Raw genomic sequence first — 20440 nt, forward strand, 5'->3', positions numbered from 1 at the left:
GACAAACACATAGGGCTGCGGAACCATTTTTCACCCATCAACAAACCCAAGATCAGGCGAAAAAATCAATCATGGATGCAAAATATCAGGAATATCTGATGGGGAATTTTTCCCTGGGCTTCACCAAATATATCGGTATGGAGGCCGTCTCCAGTTCCGACGGCAAGTTTGAATCCCGCATGGTCATTACAGAAAACCATCGCCAGCAGGACGGGTTCGTCCACGCGGGCGCCGTTTCCACCCTGGCGGACCACACCGCAGGGTACGCGGCTTTTACCTTGGCCGGAGAGGAAGATCAGATTTTGACCGTTGAGTTCAAGATCAATTTTCTGGCGCCCGCCCACGGGGACAGCCTGGTTTGCCGGTCCGAGGTCATCCGCAGCGGCAGAAAAATCATGGTCACGGAAAGCCGAGTGTATGACCTAAACGGCGGCGAAGAAAAAATGACCGCCCTGGCCATCTTCACCATGGCCGTAGTGCCCAAAAAGGACCTTGTTCGTTAGCATCCTGATTGAATCGGACGCCCCATATCTCTTAACGATAACAATATATGCGACGCCTTCGCAGCTCCTTTGCCGTTTGTGTTCAGAACATTATTTGATCTGCGCCCTAAACCTCTGTATCATGGTTCGCAACAACTCACACTCAAACGGGGCGTTCTACCATGACCGAAAAAATAAAAATGGGAATCGCACGGTGCTTGATGGGCGAAAAAGTCCGCTACGACGGGGGCCACAAGCACGACAGATACATCACCCAAACCCTGGGCAATTACTTCGACTTTGTGCCCGTATGCCCGGAGATGGAATGCGGCATGCCCGTGCCCAGGGAGTCCATGCGCCTGGAAGGCGATCCCGCGGCGCCGCGGCTCATGACCCACAAAACCCGCCGGGACCTCACCCCCATGATGCAGGAATGGGGCGTGGAAAAATTGAAGGAATTGGAAAAGGAAGATCTGTGCGGCTACATTTTCAAGACCCGCTCTCCGTCCAGCGGTATGGAGCGGATCGCCGTATACGGAGAAGACAAGACCGTCCGCAAGAACGGCGTGGGCATCTGGGCCAGGATGTTCAAAGACCACTTCCCCCTGTTGCCCGTGGAGGACGAAGGCAGGCTGCACGATCCCGGCCTGCGGGAGAACTTCATCACCCGGGTGTTTGTCATGAAGCGCTGGCGCGACATGATCGCGGACGGCTATGACGCGGGCAAACTGGTGGACTTCCACACCCGCCACAAGCTCTTGATTCTGGCGCACAGCCAGCAGCATTACCGCCAGATGGGCCCCATGGTGGCCAAAATCCGGGAGCAAAGGCCCGAGGATTTCTTCCCGGCGTACCTGGAAATCCTCACCCAGGCCCTGGCCCTCAAGACCACGCCCGCCAAGAACATCAACGTGCTTCAGCACATGATGGGCTATTTCAAAAAGCAGCTCTCCCCGGACGAAAAGCAGGAATTGCTGGAGCTCATGGACCAATATCGCCAGGGCGCCGTACCCTTGATCGTGCCCGTCACCCTGATCAAGCATTTCGTCCGCAAGTACGATCAGCCCTATTTGAGTGAGCAGGTCTATCTTTACCCGCATCCCCTGGAACTGGGCCTGCGCAATCACGGATAAGCCATGCACAAAACCGACGCCGCCCGCATTCGAAAGCTGAACGGCCTTCCCGTGCAAAAGGGCGCCTGCGTCCTGTACTGGATGCAGCAATCTCAGCGGGCCGAAAATAATTTGGCCCTTGAGTTCGCCGTCAGCCGGGCCAACGATCTGGGCCTGCCCGTCGTCGTTGTGTTCGGCCTGACCGCTAACTATCCCGAGGCCAATTATCGCCATTATTTGTTCATGCTGGAAGGCCTGGCCGAAACCCAAAAGCATTGCCGTGAAAGGGGAATCCCCCTGGTCGTGCTGGAAAACTCTCCGCCCCTGGCCGCCCTGGAACTGGGCGGAAAAGCCGCCTTGATCGTGATGGACAAGGGATATTTGCGCCATCAAAAGGCGTGGCGCGCCCAGGTCGCCGCCCAGGCCTCCTGTATGGTCGTCCAGGTGGAGACGGACGTCATCGTCCCCGTGAATATCGCCTCCCAAAAAGCTGAATGGGCGGCCCGCACCATTCGTCCCAAAATAACCCGGGAATTGGACAATTTTTTGCGGCTTCCTGAAAAAATCGCCCTGAAAAACAAGCTCCGGGATTTTGACGTCCAGGGCCTGGACCTGTCTGATCCCCAGCCGCTCTTAAAAAGCCTGGGCATGGAGGAAAATCCGTCCGGCGTTTCCGCCTTTTTCAAAGGAGGAGCCTCCTCCGCGCAAAAGCGCATGGACGCGTTCATCCAAAAAAGCCTGGACAACTACAGCCGACACCACAACCGGCCGGACCTGGCAGACGTGTCCGGCATGGGGCCGTATTTGCATTTCGGCCAGGTTTCCGCCGCCGCCCTGGCCCTGCAGGTGAAAAATCTCAAAGACGCGGATCCCGAAGCGCAGGCCGCCTATCTGGAGCAGATTATCGTCCGCCGGGAGCTCGCCATGAATTTCGTCCATTTTACCCCGAACTACGACCAATACGCCTGCCTTCCCAACTGGGCGCAAAAGACCCTAAAGGAGCACGCCCAAGACCCGCGCGATCCCCTATACACATTGGAGCAACTGGAGGCCTGCAAGACCCACGATCCCTATTGGAACGCGGCCATGCGGGAAATGGTCGCCACCGGATACATGCACAACCACATGCGCATGTATTGGGGCAAAAAAATCCTGGAGTGGTCGCCGTCGCCGCAAAAAGCCTGGGACGTCCTGCTATATCTGAACAACAAGTATTTCCTGGACGGAAGGGACCCGAATTCCTACGCCGGCGTCGGCTGGATTTTCGGGCTGCACGACCGCGGCTGGAGCCGCCGCCCCATATTCGGCACGGTCCGCTATATGGCCGCCTCCGGCCTGGAGCGAAAATGCAAGATCAAGGACTACGCGGCCCGCATTGAATCCCTTCGGGCCTGAAACATAATATTTGGGGACATGAACTGATTTCCGCGAACCGGAAAAATACACCTGGAAAAACTGGCGAAATCAGTACCGTGTACCCATAGTATCCCAGAATATGGAGGAGCGATAGATCAAAGTGCGAATTCAGGGTACACAATCCTTATCTCATCGGGCGCCGTTCATGTTTGAGAATTATGCCCGAGATAAGGTCATGTCCCCCGAATTCCGCCGATCAGCTTCAAACAATCGGGCAAAAGTCGGCGGGCTTCCTGGTAAAGCAAGAATGACGCTGGGTCCCCGCTTGCGGTCGATCCGGAAAAGCGGATCTCCCTTGCGGGGATGACGATCGATTTAGGCGTTGGCAAACTCATCGAGGGATTACCATCTGCATTTGTTGGGTTTAGCAAGCTCAACCCAACCTACGTCGCGTCAAGCAGAGCCGTAGGTTGGGTTAAGAAGTCCGGCTTCCAGGCATCACGCAGCCTTCGCTGATTTTGGACTTCGAACCCAACAAAAAAGCGCCTGACTCGTTACATAGTTGCAGGGCAAAGCATCATGCTTTAAACGCTGCTTTCGCCCTTGCTTGTTGGGTTTGGCAAGCTCAACTTAACCTACGTCTTTTCATGTAAAAATAGTAGGTTGAGTAGAGAGCTCAAGCAATTATCAAATTGAGAGAAACCCGTTTTCGCCAAAAAAAGGCGGTCGATATTTTGGGGGTGGAATTCGAAATCCAACAATCAGGCGCGGGGCGCCCGGGCACTGTACCAGGATTGCCCACATGCCATATAGGCCGACCCTCTCTGTCATCCCCGTGGAGCCATGGAGGCATGATGATTGCGGGTCGTTTTGCGATCATCATGATGCAATGGCGGAAACGGGGATCCAGTGTCACTGTATTGCTCCCAGTCACCATATTTCGGGATTGCGGCAACGCCGGGCATGCTGCAACAGAAAATCAAAAACTTGCCAGCATGGGTGGGAAGCATTATCATTATTAAACGATGAGAGTTTTTGCTGAAAATTATGCATTGGTTTGTGCGTCTTTCATGGCGCCGACCCCACTCCGGATTAAATATTCCGTTCATCAATATTCGGCAGGGAGGATGACTATGTATTTCAAACAATTCGTAGCAGAGGGCCTTGGATGCCTTTCCTACCTGATCGGCTGCCCCATGGCCAGGGTCGCCTGCGTAGTGGATCCCAGGCGCGACATGCAAGTGTACCTGGACGTGGCCCGGGAAAACGACATGCGCATCACCCATGTTTTTGAAACCCATGTCCATGCGGATCACGTCTCCGGCAACCAGGAAATCAAATCCCGCACCGGGGCGGAAATTTGCTACATGGAAGACACCCCGGTCAAGTTTGAGCACACGGTCTTAACAGAGGGCCAGGAAATGACCTTCGGAAACGCCAAACTCAAGTTCATCAAGACTCCCGGCCATACGCCCCACGCCATGTCCATTCTGGTGACCGATCTTTCCCGGGGCGAAGATCCCTGGCTGGTTTTGACCGGCGACTGCATGTTCGTGGGAGACGTGGGCAGGCCTGACCTGGCGGGGAATGAACTCATCGACGAGCAGGTGCAAAACCTTTACAACTCCTTGTACAATAAGTTGGGCATGATGCCGGACAGCCTGGAGGTTTTTCCGGCCCACGGAGAAGGCTCCCTGTGCGGCCGGGGCATGAGCTCCAAGTCAAGCTCCACCATTGGTTTTGAAAAGCGGAGCAATGAACTTTTGCGTATGGCCGAGCCGGATTTCAAAAAGGAAATGTCCGGGACCTTCCCGGAGCGGCCCAAGAGCTTCTCCCATATCATCAACACCAACATGGAGGGCGTCCCCTTGCTGGACCGGTGCCCTGTGGTAAAAGACCTGTCCCCGGCTCAGGTGGAGCACTTCATGAAGCAGGGCGCACTGGTGCTGGACGCCAGGGACACGGCCTCCTTCGGAGGGGTGCATATTCCCGGCAGCATCAATATCGGCCTGAAAAAGCAAACCGCCAACTGGATCGGCATGGTCATCGATCCCAAGGCGGATCTCATCCTTGTAGTTCCGGACGAAAAAGCCTACCATGACATGGAAATTCAGTTGCATCGCATAGGTTACGACCGGATTATAGGCTATTTGTACGGAGGCATTACCGCGTGGCAGGAAGAGGGCCTGCCAATCACCCAATTATGGCAGATTTCGCCGGAAAAGTTGAAAAACAAACTGGCGAAGGGTCAGCCAAAATACTTTTTTGACGTTCGCACCCCGGCCGAATGGGCCGGCGGACACATCCAGTACGCGGACCATTTACCCATCACCCAGTTATTGAAGTCGCCCCCGGACATTCCCAAGGACGAAGAGGTGATTGTCACCTGCGCCGTGGGATACCGGGGCAACATCGCCGCCAGCTTTTTACAAAGCCAGGGCTTCGAGCATGTTCACAGTCTTGCCGGAGGCATGAAAGCCTGGATCAATGCAGGCTATCCGGTAACCTGACGCCGCAGGTTTCATAACAAGTTGCCTTGGGGCGGGTAATAAAAAGGCGCATGCGTCTGAGGGCGTATGAGATTTTGGGGAGCGTGAACTTATCTCCGGTACGGCAGTTCAATAAACCGGGTGTGCGGTTTGAGATAAGCATCGCGCCCCCGCACAATCGGCGTTGATATTACTTGAAGACGGTAACTTGGTATCATGACGTGTTCCCCCGTGGGTTGGCTGAATAATTTTCGTATTCAGGGAGGACGTATGACTTGGCTATTTAAACCCTTTTTCCTTTTCAGGAGCGGAGGCGCCGCATCGCCGGTTCGGCCGCTCCTTGCAGCGGGGCTCATCGCCCTGCTGGCCTTTTCCGCGGGTTGCGCCCGCTCCCAATGGGAAAACCGCTACGACTACGACAACATAGTCAGCAGGATAAACATTCAAAGCCCGGCGCCGGAGCAAAACACGCCGCCAGCGGCCAAGGATCTGGGCAAAATCACCCTGGCCGAGGCCATCAAAACGGCCTTGGAGAACAATCCGGACACCGACATGGCCCTGGCCCGTATTCGCCAGTCCGAGGCCATGATCGATCAGGCCAAGGCCGCCTATTGGCCCGTGCTTTCCCTGTACGGATCCTATTCCCAGGGAGACGCGCCTTCCGGCTATTTGTTTTCCACCATCGATCAGCGTTTGCTTCCTCCCAATACCAACTTTAACGACCCCGGATGGTTCGAGAATTACGAGATCGGCGCCAAGGTGGGCGTCAACCTGTTTAACGGCGGCCGCGACTGGCTTAACCGCCACATGGCCGAAACCGGGCTGGCTATCAGTCAGCTGGATAGCCGGGCCATCAATAACGGACTGGTCTCGTCGGTCATCAGCGCGTGGTACGACTGCCTGGCGGCCGGGGACTTTATCGAGATCGCCAAAGAATCGGTGTCCACCGTGGAGGCAGAGTTGAGGCTCATGCAGGTGCGGTACGACGCGGGCGGCGCCCTCAAGTCCGACGTGCTTTCCCTGGACGTCCGTCTGGCCCAGGCCAGGGAAGAGCTGGTGCGCGCCCAAAGCAACCGCAGCCTGGCCCTGGCCGCCCTGGCCAACCTCATGGGCCTGAACCCGGACGCCCAGTTTGAGCTGGACGCCCAGACCGCCGTGAATCCGGACCTGCCGCCGGACTATTCCGCCGGCTCGATCCTGGCTTTGGCCAAGCGCCCGGAGCTTAAGCAGGCCCGGCTCGCCGTAATCAAATCCGCCATGGGCGTGGACATGGCCAAAAGCCATTATCTGCCCACGGCCGACGCGCAGTTGAAATATTATATGGACGACCCGGACGCCTCTTTTGACTCGGATCGCGACAACTGGACCGCCGGAGTCATCATCAACTGGAACGCTTTCACCGGCGGCAGGACTTCCTCCGCAATCAGGAAGGCGAAAAACGTGCAGGACGAAATGCTGGCCGCAGACCGGAAAGCCGCGCAAAACGTGCTGTTGGACGTTAAGACGGCGTATTTAAACCTGGATTCCGCCAGGGCGAGAAATGTCGTGGCGGCCGCGGCCGTGGAGCAAGCCCGGGAATCCCTGCGTTTGGTGAAAAAGCAATACGAAGGAGGCTCGGTGACGGTCACCCGGTATCTGGACGCGGAGCTGGCGTTCAACAGCGCCCGCATCCGGTCGTCTTCCGCCGTGTTCGACCGTGAAAAAGCAGCGGCCTCCGTCGGCCGCGCCTTGGGCTTATGGGCTTCCCTGGAGGGTGAATAAAATGAGTAGTCAGTCAAAAGCGAAAAAAATCATCGGACCTGTCATCGGCTTGGCTGTGCTGGTTTTGCTCATGTTGTACATGACCGGCGTGTTCGCCGGAGGAAAAATTCCTCCCGGCGGGGTGGACGCCAAGGTCTCCGAACCGGCGCCCGAAGCAACGGCGACCGTGTCCGTGGAGGATATCATCGAATATTACGAGGCCGTGGGAACGGTTCGGCCCCGGACCGAAACCCGGATAGAAGCCCAGGCCACCGGGCGCATTCTGCAATACAACGTAAGCCCCGGCGCCCAGGTGGACAAGGGCCAGGTGCTCATCCAACTGGACAGCGACCAATTGAACGCTCAGGTGGAGGAAGCGGCCCAAGGCCTGGTTTCGGCCCGGGCCATGCACGAGCAGGCCAAGCAGGCTTTGGAGCAGGCCAAGGCGGCCTTTGACGAAGCGGCTAAAGCCTATCAGCGCGTCAAAACCTACTTCGCCTCCGAAGCCGCCACACAGCAGCAATTGGAGCAGGCCGAATCCGCCTATCTCCAGGCGCAAGCCGGAGTAAGGCAGGCTGAGGACGGGGTCAAGGCGGCCAGAGCCGGCGTGGCCAGGGCGCAAAAGGTGGTGGATCAGCGCATGATCGCCAAGGGCTACACCACCATTACAGCGCCCACCGACGGCGAGGTGGTCAAAAGGCTGGCGGAAAAGGGAGACCTGGCGTGGCCGGGCAAGCCCTTGCTGGTCATCCAGACCCGCAGCCAGCTTAGGCTGGAAGCGGTGGTCCGGGAAGGGCTCATCAGCCGGGTGCGCATTGGAACGCCTTTGGAAATCGCCATCGACTCCATGGATTTGATTATTGAAGGAACGGTGGAGGAAATCGTGCCTTCGGCCGATTCGGTCACCCGCACCTTTTTGGTCAAGGTGGACCTGCCCCAAACCCAGGGCATGTTCCCCGGCATGTTCGGCAGGCTGATGATTCCCGCATCCACCCGATCCGTGGTGGCGGTCCCCAAATCCGCCATTGAACGGACCGGCCAGCTTGAGATGGTCACGGTCCGGGAAGGCGGAATCTGGAAAAAGGTCTTCGTCAAGACGGGAAAGCCTTTGGGCGGCGGCAAGGTGGAGGTGTTGTCCGGCCTGGAAGGCGGCGAAACCGTAGGAGTCAGGGGGGGAGAAAATGGCTGATCAGGACCGCGCGCCCGGCGGATTCATTACTGGGGTGGTCCGCCTGTTTTTGGAATCCAAGCTGCCCATATTGTTCATCCTGTTCGCTATTGGCATGGGAGCGGCCAGCATTTACGTCACCCCCCGCGAGGAGGAGCCGCAAATCGTGGTGCCCCTGGCGGACGTGTACGTCCAGGCCCCCGGCGCCAGCGCCGAGGAAGTGGAAAAGCTGGTGGCAACGCCCCTGGAACGGCTGTTGTGGCAGATAGACGGCGTGGAATACGTGTATTCCACCTCCCACCGCGACATGGCCGTGGTCACGGTCCGGTTTTATGTGGGCGAGGACCGGGAGCGATCCATCGTCAAGCTTCATAACAAAATAATGATGAATCAGGATCAGGCGCCGCCCATTGTCAAAGGCTGGGTGGTCAAGCCGGTGGAAATCGACGACGTGCCCATCGTCAACCTGACCCTGTATTCGGATAAATACGACGACCACGCCCTCACCCGTATCGGCCAGGAAGTCCTGGCGCGCCTCTCCGAAGTGGAGGACATTTCCCGCACGTCCATTGTGGGCGGCCGCAAGCGCGAGGTGCGGGTGGAATTGCTGCCCGACCGCATGAACGGCCTGGGCGTGAGCATGCTGGAGGTGGGGCGGACCCTGGCCGGAACCGATGCGTCCGTCACAGCCGGATCCTTCTCACGCGCCAACAAGGATATCACCGTCACGGCGGACGGATTCGTGTGCTGCGCCCGGGACGTGGAAAATCTGGTGGTGGGCGTCCACGGCGATCGCCCCGTATACATGCGGGACATCGCCAGGGTCATTGACGGGCCGGAGGAGGCTTTTTCGTACTCCCGGTTCGGCTATTCCCAGCATTATCGCCAGGAAAACGGCCTGGACGGCGAGCCTGTTGAATACCCGGCGGTCACCCTGGCCCTGGCCAAGAAAAAAGGCGTCAACGCCGTTAACGTGGCCCAAAACATCCACAAAAAAATGGAGGAGCTGAAAAAGGACGTGATCCCCCCCGACGTCCACGTCATAACCGCCCGGGACTACGGCCAGACCGCCCAAACCAAGGTGGACGACCTTTTAAGCTCTCTCTTTTTCGCCATCCTCACCGTGGTGGCGCTTCTCATCTTTACCCTGGGCTGGCGGGAAGCCATGGTGGTGGCTCTGGCCGTGCCCATCAGCTTCGCCCTGGCCCTGTTCGTCAATATGATGATGGGCTATACCATCAACCGGGTGACCCTGTTCGCCCTGATTCTTTCCCTGGGCCTGGTTGTGGACGACCCCATCACCAATGTGGACAACATCCAGCGCCATATCGGCATGGGCAAATTGAAGCCCAAGGGCGCCACCCTGTTCGCCGTGAACGAGGTGCTGCCTCCGGTCATCATGTCCACCCTGGCCATCATCGTGTCGTTTACGCCCATGTTTTTCATCACGGGCATGATGGGGCCGTATATGTCCCCCATGGCCGCCAACGTGCCCCTGACCGTTATATTCTCCACGGTCTGCGCGCTTACCATTGTGCCGTGGTTCACCTTTACTTTGCTTAAGAAAAGCGGGGTTCCCAAGGAAGCCGGCCAGGACGTCACCCCGGCCTGGATAAGAAAAGGCTACGCCTGGGTGATTCGGCCGTTTTTGGACTCAGGCCTGCGGCGCATCCTCCTGGGCCTGGTGGTGGTCGGGCTGCTGATTTTTTCCGCCTCTTTGGCTTTGTTCCGCCACGTGCCTTTGAAAATGCTGCCTTTCGACAACAAAAACGAATTCCAGATTATCCTGGACATGCCGGAGGGAACGCCCCTGGAAGCCACGGACCGCGCGGTCCGCGCCTTTGAAGAATACCTCCGGGGCGTGTCGGAAGTGACCAACACCATTTCCTACGTAGGCGAGCCTTCCCCCATGGACTTCAACGGCATGGTGCGCCACTATTATTTGCGCAAGGGCGGAAACCTGGCCGACATCCGGGTCAACCTGTACGACAAGGTCAGGCGTCAGGAACAAAGCCATGCCATCGTATTGAGGCTCCGGCAGGACCTCCAGGCCATCGCCGATCAGCACGGCGTTGACATGAAAATCGTGGAAGTCCCGCCCGGGCCTCCGGTCATCTCCACTGTGGTTGCGGAAATCTACGGCTCTCCGCATATGCAGTACCAGGATCTCATTGACGGCGCCGCTCATGTAGAGGAAATTTTCCGGCATGAAGATTTTGTGGTGGACATAGACGATACCACGGAAACGCCCCGGGATCGCCTGGACTTTGTGCTGGATAAGGAAAAAGCCGCCCTTCACGGGGTGACTACCGAAATGATCGCCCAAACCCTGCGTATGGCGGTGGGCGGCGCCAGCCCGGCCACGGTGCACGCTCCGGGGGAACGCCAGTTCCTGCCCGTGACGGTCATCCTGCCCCGGGCTCAACGGTCCAGCGCCCAGGGATTGTCGCAAATTCCCGTCAAGACCGCCGCCGGCAAGATGGTTGCTCTGGGCGAGTTGGGCGCCTTCCGGAAAATCCCGGTGGATCAGCCCATTTACCATAAAAATTTAAAGCCCGTGGTTTACGTGTTCGGCGAAATGGCAGGCAGGGCGCCCGGCGAGGCCATCCTGGATATGCAATCCCGCTTAAAGGATAATCCGCCTCCTCCGGGCATCGAGGTGGATTGGGCCGGAGAAGGGGAATGGAAAATCACCCTGAGCGTGTTCCGGGATATGGGACTAGCATATCTGGCGGCCTTTGCAGGCATTTACGTGCTGCTGGTCATCCAGATGAACTCCTTTTTCATGCCCGTGTTGATCCTCATGGCCATTCCGCTGACATTCATCGGCATCATGCCGGGATTCTGGCTGTTTAACCTGTTTTTCGCGCCGCCTGTGGCGGCCTTTGAAAACCCGGTGTTTTTCACGGCCACAAGCATGATCGGCATGATCGCCCTGGGCGGCATTGTCATCAGGAATTCGCTGGTGCTCATCGAGTTTATCCAACAGGCCCTTAAAGAAGGCATGGGCCTGAAAGACGCCATCCTGCAAAGCGGCGCGGTCCGGCTGCGGCCCATCATCCTGACAGCCGCAACCACGGCCCTGGGCGCCTGGCCCATCACCCTGGATCCCATATTCTCGGGACTGGCCTGGGCCTTGATCTTCGGCTTGTTTGCGTCCACGGCCTTTACCCTACTGGTGGTGCCGGTCACCTACTTTGCATTGAACAAAAACAAGGCCTGATTGAACAGGCCAATTTGAATACCCCAAAAAACCTCCCCGGAATAACCTCCAGGGAGGTTTTTTTTTGTTGCAATGTCTTTCCTCCCCGTAGGGGCGCCGCTTGCCGCGTTCTTTGGTTGGGTGGCCCAGGCAACGGTAGTATGTTGCCTGGGTTTGGTTAGCAACAGAAGGAGCGGCCTGTGAAGATGATGGAAATCGGGGATGGTCGGCGGGCGTATAGAGTTGGTTGAAAACCTGCGTTTGTTCTTGGCTTTGGGTGAACCATCCGTCCTTACCAATTTCCCGGATTCCATGGCTCGCAAGGTTTTACTACTTGTCGCATTGCGACCCCGGCACGATACTGCTGTGCCGGGGCTACCCATAGATAAGGACTCGGCTTCGAGCCTATCGATTGGTTAAAGCAATGCAGGCGCACAGCTTGCTGTGTTTTTTTAGGGTGGCCCAGACAGTGTAGTTTACTGTCTGGCTTGCTTTAGCAACACAAGGTGCCACCGGGACTGATAATTGGAATTGGGGATGGCCGGCGGGCGAACAGCGCGGGTTGAAAACCTGCTTTTTTTGTTTGATTTTGGATGCGGCGCTCGTGTTCACCGAATTTTTTGGACTCCTTGCTCTGCATGGTTTTACTGCATGTCGCGCTGAAACTCAGCACTCCCAAAAGGGGAACCCGGCGTCATTCTGACAAAATCGCCGAGAGAATGGATGCAACCCGGATTCATGTAAAAGCAAGGACCCTGGATTCCTGCGTCCAAGCGCAAAGGCCCGGGAGGCTGAAACACCTCCCGGGCCGGGTTTGTTGTAAGGTGTTTTTTACGCCGTCCTGATTATCCCAGGATGGCTTTCAGGTCGTCGTCCGGGGTGGAAATGGGCATGATGTTGAAGTTCTTCACCAGCACGTCCAGGACGTTGGGGGTGATGAACGCAGGCAGGGTCGGCCCGAGGCGAATGTCCTTGATTCCCAGGAACAGCAGGGTCAGGAGGATGGACACGGCCTTTTGCTCGTACCAGGACAAAATCATGGACAGGGGCAGGTCGTTGACTCCGCATTCAAAGGCGTTGGCCAGGGCCACGGCGATCTGGATGGCCGAGTAGGCGTCGTTGCACTGTCCCACGTCCAAAAGTCTGGGGATGCCCCCGATGTCGCCCAGTTCTTTGTCGAAAAACCGGAACTTGCCGCAGGCCAGGGTCAGGACCACGCAGTCCGAGGGGACTTTTTCCACGAACTCGGTGTAGTAGTTCCGGCCGGGCTTGGCGCCGTCGCAGCCGGCCACCAGAAAGAAATGCCGGAGGGCCTTGCCCTTGACCGCCTCGATTACCTTGTCGGCCACGCCCAGGACTGCATTGCGGCCGAATCCCACCAGAACTTCCTTGCCGGGAGCGTCTTCTGTAAAGCCGGGCAGGGCCAGGGCTTTTTCAATGACCGGGGTGAAGTCGCCGTCGGCAATGTGCTGCACGCCGGGCCATTCCACTACGCCGCTGGTGAAAATGGCGCCTTCGTATTCTTCCTTGGGCTTTTGGATGCAGTTGGTGGTCATGAGGATCGCGCCCGGAAAGGCTGCGAACTCCTTTTTCTGGTTCTGCCAGGCGGTGCCGTAATGGCCGTAAAAGTGGCCGTATTTTTTCAGTTCCGGATACCCGTGACAAGGCAGCATTTCGCCATGGGTGTAAACGTTAATCCCTTTGCCTTCGGTCTGCTTCAAGACGGCTTCCAGGTCTTTGAGGTCGTGGCCGGAAACCAGGATGGCCTTGCCCGCCTTGACGCCCAGAGGCACGGGAGTGGGAACCGGGTGTCCGTAGGTTCCGGTGTTGCCCGCGTCCAGGAGTTCCATGGCCCTGAGGTTAACCTCTCCGCATTTGAGCACCAGCCCGACCCATTCGTCCAGGCCCAGGTCCTCATTCAGGGGAGCGGTCAGGGCTTCGTACAAGAAGGCGTAAACTTCGGGATCGCTCTGGCCCAGGATTTCGGCGTGATCCATATAGGCCGCAACCCCTTTAAGCCCAAAAAGCAGAATGTGCTGCAGGGAGAGGATGTCCGGGTTGACGTCCGGCTCGGACTTGAGGCCCACTTGCGGGGCCTGAACCAGCATCTCGTCTAAGGTGGAGCCGGGGACGAAGGCCGCCGGGCCGTCCAGGGTCACGCCCAGCTTTTCCTTGCAGGCGTCGCGCAATGCCACGGTTTTGCGGACCCATTCAGCCAAATTGTCTTTGTCAAAATTCACGTTGGTCAGGGTGGAAAACAGGGCCTTGGAGGTGAACACGTCAATTTCCTTGTCCACGATACCCTGTTTCCGGGCTTCCAGGGCGTATTGGGCCAGGCCGCGCAGGGCGTAGACCAAAAGATCCTGCATGTCGGCAACCTCGGGCTGCTTGCCGCAAACGCCTATGGCATCGCATCCGGTTCCTTTCGCCGCTTGTTCGCATTGGTAACAAAACATGTTGGGGCCTCCTTTGTTGTGTGAGTTGTCCTGCGTAATATTGCGCGTAATCTTCTTTATTGAGCGTACATCGAAAGGGCTTTTTGCCTGCCCGTTTCAGTTTTGAAAACCTTGTTGATGAGTTTGGCCAGGTGCTCCTTGTCAAAATCCGGGTACACGTCCGGGATGTTCACCAGCCAGTCCGAATCCCACAGGATGCGGAACTCCGGAGTGTCCATGCCTCTGACCGTGTGGTGGTTGGCGATGATGTCGCACACATGGTCAACGGTTTCCTTATCCATGCCCAAACCTTCCATGATGGGCCGGGCGATGGGCGGGCCTTCAATCTCCTGAAAGCGGCCCCGGTTGCTGCCGTGCTTTTTTTCCGCTTCCTGAATGCCGATATCGTGAAGCACCGCGGCGGAAAGCACCACCTTGGGGTCGCCTTCTTCCGTCTTGATCAGGTCCTGGGCGTGACCTAAAACTTCCAAGGCGTGGTTGATGCGTTTTTCATCCTTGCCGAACTGCATTTTCATGGCGTCCACCAGTTGATCCACCAGGGAGGCGCCGCCTTCTCCCTCGCCCATTTTCTCTTTGGGATCGTAGCCCAGGCATTCCTTGGCGTGCTCGCACCACAGGGCGCAGCCCAGGTTGAGCTTGGGGTTTTTGACCATATGCTGGCACTTGGGGCATCTGCGGCGGGCGTCATCGCGGAAAAACTCAATTTCGTGGCCGCAATTGCCGCACGGAATTTCAAAAACATCGTCTGCGGACCAAAACATGGTGTCTTGTCCGGGGCACATTGTTCTTCCCATTATTCCCTCCTATTCCAGCGGATCCAAAAATCCGCAAACCGTTCGTTTTCCAGGCCGTGATCCAAATAATCCCTGACGATCTTGTCGATCACGGGCATGGCGTCCCGGGGGCTGGTGAACTCGCCCACAACCCTCGCCAGGTGGGGATGGCGGCCTAACTTGCCGCCGGCCAGCAGCCTGCCGCCATTTTCTTCAAGGCGGATGCATCCGGCCGGGCAGGCCTGGGAGCAGTTGAAGCATCCCTGGCAGGCGGCCGGATCATGCACCGGGCGGTCGTCCCTCATTGCGATGGCGTGATCCGGGCAGGACTCGGCGCAATCGCCGCAGCCCACGCATTCGTCCAGGTTAAATTCAGGCCGTGCGTATCCTACAATGGCCAGGTCCGATATCTGGGGCCGGCTGCAACCGTTGGGGCAGCCCGAAACCGACACTTTGACCTTGTTATGAAACTTGATCGTGTCGGCCTTGACCTTTTGCCGCAGCTTCTCCGAAATCCCGGCGGCCTCGGCCCAATCTTTGACGGCCAGAGTCCATTCCTCCGTGTCGATCAAAGGATTTTGGCAGCCCGCCAAGGCGTTATGGCAGGCGTTGAAAACCAGCATGGGAACCCCGGCCTCGTTCTTCGCGGGCATCTTGCCTTTCAGGGAATCCATGGATTTGCCGGACATCAAGGCCTTGAACCGTTGCTCCGCCGCCTGGTAGTCGCCCAAGGAGACCGCGGCTCCGCCTTTATCCCGCACGGCTTGCTCCACCTTGCCGCGAACCATGGGGCGCACCACAAGGGGTACGGATTTCAGGGCCTGTTCAGCCTCCCTATCCCAGGGCAGGCCGCCCTGCGCGTCTTTTCCGGCGAATAATTTCATCAGCTTAGCTTTCCGTCCTTATCCAGGGTTCCTTCCATCAACACGTCGCCGTTCCGCCCGATCTGGATCAGCCCGATGGGCATATCCACGCCGGCCTTTTCCACGGCCTTCTGGGCGGCGTACACAAAGCCCTTGCAGCAGGGCACGTCCATAAACATGACGGTCAGGGACTTGGGCTTGGCGCCAGCCAATATCTGGGCCAGCTTGTCAATATGGGCCTGCAGGTCGTCCAGCTTGGGGCAGCCCATGGCGATGGCCTTGCCCGGCAGCACTTTCTGATGCAGCGCCGGGTTGGACGCCGCCGCGCAGTCCGCCAGCAGGACCAGGTCGGCGCCTTTTAAAAAGGGCGTATTGGGCCCCATCAACTGCAGCTTGACGGGCCAGTGGCCCAGGGTGGATGCTCCGGCTTCCCCGGGATCTCCCTGGGGGGGCATGGTCATGATCATGGCCTGGGAGGAAGGGCAGCCGAATCCGGCGGCCGGCTTGGGCGCGTCGCTCTTCATCCTGGCCATTCTTTCGTGCACGGCTTCCTCGTCAAACTCGGGGGCCTCCCGTTCGATGAGGTGCAAAGCGTCCTGGGGGCATTCGCCCAGGCAGGCGCCCAGGCCGTCGCACAGGATGTCCCCGACAAGCTTGGCCTTGCCGTCAACGATTTCCAGGGCCCCCTCCGCACAGGAGAGAATGCACTGTCCGCAGCCGTCGCATTTTTCCTCGTCGATCTCGATGATTTTTCTAAGAGCCATGGTTTGCCTCCTGTATTTGCTTGGCCGATATTTTCGGCCGTCCTTTTTTTTATGTCCGGGGGATTGCATTCCGTCCCCGATGTTGACTCCGGTTATAGGACGGAAACAGCGAGCGGTCCTTGACCTGAGTCAAGAATAAGAATTTTTTTGAATATTTTTTGGTTGGAGCTGATTTTCTATTCGAAGCAAGATACATACCATGTGATTCGTGGGCATGTACGGGATATAAATGGGCAAATTGGTCCGACCAGTAACCCAGTAGACCAGTTGGCGTTGGATTGTGAATTTGCTCGTGAAGAAAAAACAGGCGTCCGGGCAAAGCCCGGCGCCTGGTTAAATTCCATTCAGGCCGGGGAGGCCATTGGGAGGATATCAGTTGATCTCGATTTTCCTGGTTTTTTCCTCCTCAGTCTTGGGAAGGACAATTTTCAGCACGCCGTCGGCGGTTTCGGCCTTAACACCGGCCAGATCCACGCCGTTGGGAACCCGCAGGCTGCGGGAAAAGCTGCCGTAGCTGCGCTCCATCACGTGGTATGTATCGGTTTCCTCTTTCTTCTCCTGCCTTTTTTCACCCTTGATGGTGAGCAGGCCCTCGCTGAGGCTGATGTCGATGTCTTCCTTGGCCAGGCCCGGGATTTCCGCCGTCACGACGTACTCCCCTTCGTTTTCCGCAACGTCCAGAGAGGGGATCCATTCCCTGTCTCTGGCAAGCCCTAAGCCGAAGTCTTCGAACATGCGATCGAACAGGTCCCAGGCGGGACGAGCCAACAGTCCTTGCCTACGAAGTTCAGGTAAATATTCGTTCATAATCGCACCTCCTTTAAGAATTATATCAAGCGGTTAACACCGCCTTTCCGTAACTTTAAAATAATCATTTCCAAAAGGCAGTCAAGGAGGCTGCGCAGCAAATTTTGGTTTTTGAGACGCCGAAAACAGCCTTATATCGGCCCCGGATCGGCCAGTTTGTGGGTGAAAAAGATGGTGTACAACACGGCTATGTAGCCGCCCACGGCGGCGAAAGCCAGCATGGGATGCAAATGGCCGATGGGCGCCAGCCCGATAACCACAAACCAATGCCAACCGATGAGGGTTTTGGAGTTCAGGCTGATGGGAAAGTCGTAATACCTGGCAATGACCGCCAGCCCGCACAAATTCCAGCCGTACAGGGAGGCGAAGGCATGGAGGCGAAGCAGCCATCTGTATTTTTCGGTGGCGTATCCCGGGCCTATCTCCAGGAAGATGTAGGCGATGCCCGTGACGGCCGTGAACAAAAGAAATCCCAGGCCGGAGGTCAGGAATTGCTTCTGCTGCTGGGGCAGGCCCAACTTCATGTGGATGCCCAGAATCATGATAACGGCGGCGAAGAGGCACAGGGTCACCACCACCTGCCAGGCGAGCTGCTCGAATATGATGAAGATGAAAAAAATGATCACGCCCAGGTTGATGGCCCAGAAACCCAATTCCTTCAAAGGCCCGGAGGCGCCTTTGTCGCTTTTTTCCATGTAGGAGAAAATGAGCGACATGGTGATGAGGGAGGAGGGAAAGCTGAATCCCAAGAAAAAAACGTTCAAGGTCAGCTTGGGCAGATAAATCCAGTGCATGAATTGGTTGTTCAGGATGACGGCCGTGGAGATGAACAGGCCCATGGACAGGCACAGGAGCGAAGCCTGATGGAACTTGGCGGAGACCGGCTCGTTTTTTCGGACGAATCCCCATGGAAATACGGTGAATCTTTCCATGCGGATGCTTTCCACGATTCCGGCCATGATGACCGATACGATCATGGCTGTGATGTACATCTCCAGAAAAGCAAGGATAGCGTATCCGATTCCCAGGATCAAAAAGCACGTGGTCCGGAGCGTCAGGCATCTTTTTTCTTCGCTGAAAAGCAGGATGATGGTTCCGCCGCTGCACAGGTTGAAAAGGAAAATGTGCAGCCTTTCAAAACTATGGGCCGAGGTTACGAAATAGTCCAGGTATCCGAAGGCCAGGGCCAGGGACATGAGGCTTGCAAAAAAGATTTTCAGTCCGGAACTCATATTTTCCTCTATCTTTTCAAGGAGGCGTTCGTTCTGTTTTATATCTGTCAGCTTCCAAAAAGACACTGGGGCCCCGTTTCCGAGAGTGCGTCATGATGATTGCATAAAAAAACCGCAATCATCCCGCCGCCTCTCTCCACGGGGATGACGGAGTGCAGAGGCCTCCGTACTCAAAGGATCTTGGATGTTTTTCTCTTGTCATGACAGAAGAGCGGCAAGCGCCCTCCAATCTTTCAACAAGCTCAAAAGATCGTCATCCCGGCAAGGGCGATCCGCTTTTCAGGATCGTCCCGCAAGCCGGGACCCAGCGTCCTTGGGAACTACCTCGGAACATGGTTGCTTGTTCGAACTCGACTTGGCATTATCTCTCCTCATCCTGATCCAAAGACTCTCCGGTTTTGCCGAGCATATGGCGCAGGGCGGCTTCCAGGCCGGGATACCGGAAATCATAGCCCGAGCCCGCCAGCTTGTCCGCGCTCACCCGCGCGCTGGCAAGCACCACTTCCCGGCCCTTCTCCCCAAAGACCGCGTCCACAGCAAAGGCCGGAACCGGAAAGAACGCAGGACGCTTGAGCACGCCGGCCAGGGTCCTGGTGAATTCCAGGTTGGCGACCGGCTGCGGCCCCACGATGTTCACCGGGCCCTCCACGGCATCGTTGCACACCAAATGAAACAGGGCGCCCACGGCGTCGTCTATGCCGAGCCAGCTAAGATATTGCCTGCCGCTTCCCACCTTGCCGCCCAGGCCCATCCGGAAAAGGGGCAGGAACTCCGCCAAGGCGCCTCCCTGAGGGGATAAAACCACGCCGATCCGGCCCAAAACGGTGCGGATGCCAGCGTCCGCAGCCGGCTGAGCCGCCTTTTCCCAGCGGTCGCACACCTCGGATATGAACAAAGCGCCCGGGCCGTCCGCTTCCGAAACAAGGCGGTCGCCCGTATCCCCGTAAAACCCGATGGCCGAAGCGCTTAAAAACACCTTGGGCTTGGGATTCATGGCTGCGGCGGCCCGGGCCAAAAGTCCGGTTCCAAGCTCCCGGCTGTCGATGATCAGGCGTTTTTTCTTGTTGGTCCACAACCCCTGGCCGATGTTGTCTCCGGCCAGATGAATAATGGCGTCCGCCCCGTCCAGATCCCGGGGATTCAACTTGACGCGGACCGGATCCCAGAAGATTTCATCCTCGTTAACGGGCTGGCGGCGAACCAGCTTTTTGACCTTATGCCCGCCCGTGGTGAGAAAGGGAACCAGAGTCCTGCCGATCATGCCCGAAGCGCCGGATATGACGATGGTCATGGGCTTGGCGGCGAGCTTTTTATGCAAGGCCACGTCCTGAAGCACGGTTTCGTGCCGCCACGTGAACATGGTTTCCAACTCCCTGGCGGCCCACCATCCGGCCGCCGGCCCGGACACAAAGGAAAAAGGCAGGCGGTATTCCACATTGTCTTCGTAAATGCAGTCGCCGTTGTTTTTATGAAAGCGGTGCTTGTGAATCCATTGGGAGAACGGTCCGCTCACCTGCCGGTCCGCAAAAAAGCGGTTCTCCTCCAGGGCGAAATGCTCGCTGCGCCATTTATAGGCGATTGGGCCGGTTTTCAAACGGAGCGTAACCTTGGTTCCCACCTCCAAAAGACCGGTCTTCTCCAGCACGGCCATGTCCGTCCAGGGCGGAGTCAAACGCTCCAGGGCGCCGGGCCTGGCATGCCAGGCAAAGACTTCCTCCACCGAAGCGGGAATGCGGGATTTCTTAACAAATACGGTATTGGGCATAATTTGGATTGCACCTTTTATTTAATTTGCAGCGAAAAACGGTTTCTTAACGGCTGCGTGCATTGTCATTTTTTTACATGGTCCATGATTGTGCATCAAACGGCATTTTTATCACATAACACAATGTAATCTGATTATCATCGTCTGGCAAGGGGTTGGAGGGTGATGATTGTTCCCAACCAGCTAAAGAGCCCACTGCAAACAGCCTCCCATAGCGCTATCTTACCACGC

General features: G+C 57.2%; 14 protein-coding genes. 7 read left to right on the plus strand and 7 right to left on the minus strand.

Annotated elements, in window-relative coordinates; all coding sequences use genetic code 11:
• Positions 1 to 71 precede the first annotated feature (71 nt).
• The 7 genes from BUE18_RS03110 to BUE18_RS03140 all read left to right on the plus strand — a co-directional run bounded on the left by BUE18_RS03110 (position 72) and on the right by BUE18_RS03140 (position 11570).
• Entirely contained in the window at positions 72 to 503 is a 432-nt protein-coding gene (locus BUE18_RS03110) for a PaaI family thioesterase (protein WP_073472732.1), read from the plus strand.
• 161 nt (positions 504 to 664) lie between these two features.
• On the plus strand, positions 665 to 1615 hold the full coding sequence (locus tag BUE18_RS03115) for a YbgA family protein (RefSeq protein ID WP_073472734.1): 951 nt from the start codon (positions 665 to 667) through the stop codon (positions 1613 to 1615).
• 3 nt (positions 1616 to 1618) lie between these two features.
• Positions 1619 to 2989 carry a deoxyribodipyrimidine photo-lyase gene (locus tag BUE18_RS03120; RefSeq protein ID WP_073472736.1) on the plus strand — a complete coding sequence of 457 codons (1371 nt, stop codon included), beginning with the start codon at positions 1619 to 1621 and terminating at the stop codon, positions 2987 to 2989.
• A 1094-nt stretch (positions 2990 to 4083) separates the two neighbouring features.
• Positions 4084 to 5460: an MBL fold metallo-hydrolase gene (locus BUE18_RS03125; RefSeq protein ID WP_073472738.1), complete on the plus strand. Its 1377-nt coding sequence runs from the start codon at positions 4084 to 4086 to the stop codon at positions 5458 to 5460.
• A 249-nt stretch (positions 5461 to 5709) separates the two neighbouring features.
• The gene (locus tag BUE18_RS03130) at positions 5710 to 7200 is read left to right on the plus strand and encodes a TolC family protein (RefSeq protein ID WP_073472740.1); all 1491 of its coding nucleotides are present in this window, start codon (positions 5710 to 5712) and stop codon (positions 7198 to 7200) included.
• Between the two features lies 1 nt (position 7201).
• Positions 7202 to 8368, plus strand: coding sequence for an efflux RND transporter periplasmic adaptor subunit (locus BUE18_RS03135; RefSeq protein ID WP_083610727.1), 1167 nt, complete (start codon positions 7202 to 7204; stop codon positions 8366 to 8368).
• Complete coding sequence (locus BUE18_RS03140; RefSeq protein ID WP_073472742.1) at positions 8361 to 11570, plus strand: efflux RND transporter permease subunit; 3210 nt, start codon at positions 8361 to 8363, stop codon at positions 11568 to 11570. The genes BUE18_RS03135 and BUE18_RS03140 overlap by 8 nt, the downstream gene beginning before the upstream one ends.
• Before the next feature lie 824 nt (positions 11571 to 12394).
• Here BUE18_RS03140 and hcp read toward each other — a convergent pair.
• The 7 genes from hcp to BUE18_RS03180 form a co-directional block, all read right to left on the minus strand.
• Complete coding sequence (gene hcp / locus BUE18_RS03150) at positions 12395 to 14005, minus strand: hydroxylamine reductase (RefSeq protein WP_073472745.1); 1611 nt, start codon at positions 14003 to 14005, stop codon at positions 12395 to 12397.
• Between the two features lie 56 nt (positions 14006 to 14061).
• Positions 14062 to 14799 carry an HD domain-containing protein gene (locus BUE18_RS03155; RefSeq protein ID WP_073472747.1) on the minus strand — a complete coding sequence of 246 codons (738 nt, stop codon included), beginning with the start codon at positions 14797 to 14799 and terminating at the stop codon, positions 14062 to 14064.
• On the minus strand, positions 14799 to 15662 hold the full coding sequence (locus tag BUE18_RS03160) for a 4Fe-4S dicluster domain-containing protein (RefSeq protein ID WP_073472749.1): 864 nt from the start codon (positions 15660 to 15662) through the stop codon (positions 14799 to 14801). Before BUE18_RS03160 ends, BUE18_RS03155 begins: the two co-directional genes overlap by 1 nt.
• Positions 15662 to 16405: an ATP-binding protein gene (locus BUE18_RS03165; RefSeq protein ID WP_073472885.1), complete on the minus strand. Its 744-nt coding sequence runs from the start codon at positions 16403 to 16405 to the stop codon at positions 15662 to 15664. The genes BUE18_RS03160 and BUE18_RS03165 overlap by 1 nt, the downstream gene beginning before the upstream one ends.
• A gap of 372 nt (positions 16406 to 16777) precedes the next feature.
• The gene (locus BUE18_RS03170; protein WP_073472751.1) at positions 16778 to 17212 is read right to left on the minus strand and encodes an Hsp20/alpha crystallin family protein; all 435 of its coding nucleotides are present in this window, start codon (positions 17210 to 17212) and stop codon (positions 16778 to 16780) included.
• A gap of 131 nt (positions 17213 to 17343) precedes the next feature.
• Complete coding sequence (locus tag BUE18_RS03175; protein WP_073472887.1) at positions 17344 to 18444, minus strand: hypothetical protein; 1101 nt, start codon at positions 18442 to 18444, stop codon at positions 17344 to 17346.
• A gap of 361 nt (positions 18445 to 18805) precedes the next feature.
• On the minus strand, positions 18806 to 20209 hold the full coding sequence (locus tag BUE18_RS03180; protein WP_073472753.1) for a TIGR01777 family oxidoreductase: 1404 nt from the start codon (positions 20207 to 20209) through the stop codon (positions 18806 to 18808).
• Positions 20210 to 20440: the final 231 nt, after the last annotated feature.

It is taken from the genome of Desulfatibacillum alkenivorans DSM 16219 (assembly GCF_900142135.1).
GTDB classification, from domain to species: domain Bacteria; phylum Desulfobacterota; class Desulfobacteria; order Desulfobacterales; family Desulfatibacillaceae; genus Desulfatibacillum; species Desulfatibacillum alkenivorans.

What these genes read in the sequence shown, in the direction of transcription:
- BUE18_RS03110 (WP_073472732.1), top strand. Translation starts at nt 72, where the DNA reads ATGGATGCAAAATATCAGGAATATCTGATGGGGAATTTTTCCCTGGGC.
- BUE18_RS03115 (WP_073472734.1), top strand. Translation starts at nt 665, where the DNA reads ATGACCGAAAAAATAAAAATGGGAATCGCACGGTGCTTGATGGGCGAA.
- BUE18_RS03120 (WP_073472736.1), top strand. Translation starts at nt 1,619, where the DNA reads ATGCACAAAACCGACGCCGCCCGCATTCGAAAGCTGAACGGCCTTCCC.
- BUE18_RS03125 (WP_073472738.1), top strand. Translation starts at nt 4,084, where the DNA reads ATGTATTTCAAACAATTCGTAGCAGAGGGCCTTGGATGCCTTTCCTAC.
- BUE18_RS03130 (WP_073472740.1), top strand. Translation starts at nt 5,710, where the DNA reads ATGACTTGGCTATTTAAACCCTTTTTCCTTTTCAGGAGCGGAGGCGCC.
- BUE18_RS03135 (WP_083610727.1), top strand. Translation starts at nt 7,202, where the DNA reads ATGAGTAGTCAGTCAAAAGCGAAAAAAATCATCGGACCTGTCATCGGC.
- BUE18_RS03140 (WP_073472742.1), top strand. Translation starts at nt 8,361, where the DNA reads ATGGCTGATCAGGACCGCGCGCCCGGCGGATTCATTACTGGGGTGGTC.
- hcp (WP_073472745.1), bottom strand. Translation starts at nt 14,005, where the DNA reads ATGTTTTGTTACCAATGCGAACAAGCGGCGAAAGGAACCGGATGCGAT.
- BUE18_RS03155 (WP_073472747.1), bottom strand. Translation starts at nt 14,799, where the DNA reads ATGGGAAGAACAATGTGCCCCGGACAAGACACCATGTTTTGGTCCGCA.
- BUE18_RS03160 (WP_073472749.1), bottom strand. Translation starts at nt 15,662, where the DNA reads ATGAAATTATTCGCCGGAAAAGACGCGCAGGGCGGCCTGCCCTGGGAT.
- BUE18_RS03165 (WP_073472885.1), bottom strand. Translation starts at nt 16,405, where the DNA reads ATGGCTCTTAGAAAAATCATCGAGATCGACGAGGAAAAATGCGACGGC.
- BUE18_RS03170 (WP_073472751.1), bottom strand. Translation starts at nt 17,212, where the DNA reads ATGAACGAATATTTACCTGAACTTCGTAGGCAAGGACTGTTGGCTCGT.
- BUE18_RS03175 (WP_073472887.1), bottom strand. Translation starts at nt 18,444, where the DNA reads ATGAGTTCCGGACTGAAAATCTTTTTTGCAAGCCTCATGTCCCTGGCC.
- BUE18_RS03180 (WP_073472753.1), bottom strand. Translation starts at nt 20,209, where the DNA reads ATGCCCAATACCGTATTTGTTAAGAAATCCCGCATTCCCGCTTCGGTG.